This window comes from Enterobacter sp. PGRG2 (genome assembly GCF_030291195.1).
Taxonomy (GTDB): Bacteria; Pseudomonadota; Gammaproteobacteria; order Enterobacterales; family Enterobacteriaceae; genus Enterobacter_D.
The window spans coordinates 246,327-248,687 of sequence record NZ_CP127837.1 but is presented as its reverse complement, the minus strand read 5'-3'; the positions used below and the strand labels follow the sequence as shown (position 1 = coordinate 248,687).

3 protein-coding genes are annotated in these 2,361 nt (G+C 48.1%); all 3 read left to right on the top strand.

Translation table 11 applies throughout. The annotated features are described in order from the left end of the window. A partial coding sequence (locus QRD42_RS01015) for a TcpQ domain-containing protein (protein ID WP_321987995.1) occupies window positions 1-251 on the top strand: 251 nt, incomplete at its 5' end. A 21-nt stretch (window positions 252-272) separates the two neighbouring features. Beyond that, complete coding sequence (locus tag QRD42_RS01010) at window positions 273-1,712, top strand: type II and III secretion system protein (protein ID WP_072569891.1); 1,440 nt, start codon at window positions 273-275, stop codon at window positions 1,710-1,712. Between the two features lie 7 nt (window positions 1,713-1,719). Beyond that, entirely contained in the window at window positions 1,720-2,265 is a 546-nt protein-coding gene (locus QRD42_RS01005) for a hypothetical protein (protein WP_321987994.1), read from the top strand. Window positions 2,266-2,361: the final 96 nt, after the last annotated feature.

Below are 2,361 nucleotides of genomic sequence, written 5' to 3'. Positions count from 1 at the left end.
CGGAAGTAAAACTGGTGCTGGTCGAAGAAGAATTGCTCAGCCAGCAGCTGTCGAAATGGGCGCAGCAAAATGGCTATAAGTTGCTGTGGAACAGTTCAACCGATTTTGTCATTTATAAAGCAATCAACCTCTCCGGGAAGACGACACAGGATGTATTAGTGAAGCTGGGAAAGGTTTTTACCTCTGAGAATTATGGCTTAGTGATCAAAGACTATCAGGCCAACCACGTACTGATCATTGATGAACAGTAATAAACGCAAGGGAATGATGCTATGAATATTAAAGTTTCGCTTCTGGCACTGACGCTGGCCATTCAGGGCTGTACGTCTTTTGATACGAAATACAATAAAGATAATGTTTTAAAAGAGACGGGTAATCCAACTACACCGGATGAGATGAAAACCACCGGCTACATGAAATATAATGAACCCTATCTGGGTAAAAAAGTGGAATTTAACTCCCGCAAACAGTCCCTGCTGCGCAAGCATGTAAAAATTCAGTCGTATGAAGCGACCGATTTAGCCACCATTCTGGAGGCGGTTTCGGCGCAGACCGGCGTCAGCTATCGCATTAATACCAAAGCCGGTGAAAAGGCAGAGGCGGGCGAGCCAGAATACCGCAGCGTCAACTTTGAAGGCACCTTTGAGGAGTTTACCCGCTATATTTCCGCGCTATATGACGTCAATCCGGTGCTGGATAACAACGGCGTGCTGGTGGTTTCTTACTACCAAAACTATGTGCTGAAGCTCGATTTCTACGGCGAAGAGAATAAGTTTGAAACCAGTCTCGATCTGTCCGGCAACGAGGCCACCTCAAGCGGCGGCGTGAAGGGCAAAGCGGAAACCAAGTTCGAGTCCAGCTTCTGGGACGACGTGGAAGACATGGCGGAGAAATTCGTCAGCAGCGGCATGTACAGTATCTTTAAAGATGCTTCGATCCTGACTATCACGGCGCGTCCGTCTGAATATCACGCCCTTAATGAGGCGCTGAAAAAATTCCAGGCCGACAATACGCGTCAGTTTGTGGTTACCTACAAAATTTTCACCCTCGATAAGCGTAAAGCGAAAGAGCTGGGCGGCGGCATTAACGGCAAATTTAATGACGGCACGTCCTCATTCGGTATTGAAAGTGCCGATATGCTGATGAAACTTTCCGGCGGCATGTCCGCAGGCTGGACGAATCAGCATATGAACATCAGCGCACAGCTGGATGCGCTGTATGAATTAACCGGCAGTAAGGTATTGCAGAGCGGCTCTTTTATTACGCGCAACAATATTCCGGTACCGGTCAACATGACCAATTCACAAAATTATGTTTCCAGTCGTACTCGCGAAGAAGACTCGGAAACGGGCGATGTGGACATGACGGTTGAGACATCCGAACTGATCACCGGCACCAGCTTTATTCTGACGCCGCGTGTGTTAACGGACGGTCGTATTGAGGTGGCCAGCGCCTTTACTAAGCGTTACCTGCAGGGCATTGAAGTTTTCGATGACGTGCAGTTGCCTGCTGTGAGCACCACTGAAACCTTTAATATTTCTACCATTACACCGGGAAGTTTATTACTGGTCAGTAAATACGAAGCCAGAGAGGATGCAGACAGCCGCGGCATATCCATTCTGGAAGGGTCGGTCACTAACGATGAACATACCGAAACGGTAGTGATGGTTGTCGGTATCGATCATTATCGCGCTCCTACACAAACCCGGTGAGGCGTTTATGCTTGAGCGTTTGGCAGAGAATAACGTCCTGATCAATCTGGTCTGGAATTATCAACCGGCGTCACATGAACCCTATTATCTGGAATGGGTAGCGCATTTACGCCGCACGCACCGACAGCTGAAAACGGTTGACGACAACAGTCAGGAAATGACGGCATTTTGTCACAAACTCTCTACGTTGTATGAGCCGTTTGCGCTGTGGATGCGTGCGTTGTACGGGGATGGGATCTTTTACTGTGAAACTCAGGGGAATTATTACTTTCTGATTATTTCGCAGGGTGCCCCCGTCTCGGGTAGCGATATTGTCGTATCACGGCGGTTCTGGACAATCCTGAAAGAGCAACTGGCTGAATCGCCTGAGTATAAAGATCTCGCGCTCAGGAAAATCACCGAAGAGCATATTTCAACGGTGATCGAACGCTGCAACGAACATCAGGCGAAAATGAAAAAAAGGCGTCAGGTCATTATTGGCTCGCTGGCGTTGGGCGGCATCGTTTTACTTTTGGCCGTGATGGTGCTGCTAAAAGTCTTTTTAAGAGGATAAGCAGGTGGCTGAATCCAATAAGTTATATTTCTGGAAAAGTCGTAGTCTGAATGTCTCGTCATCAGGCAAGGGCACGCCTGTTCTGGTCTGGGTTAT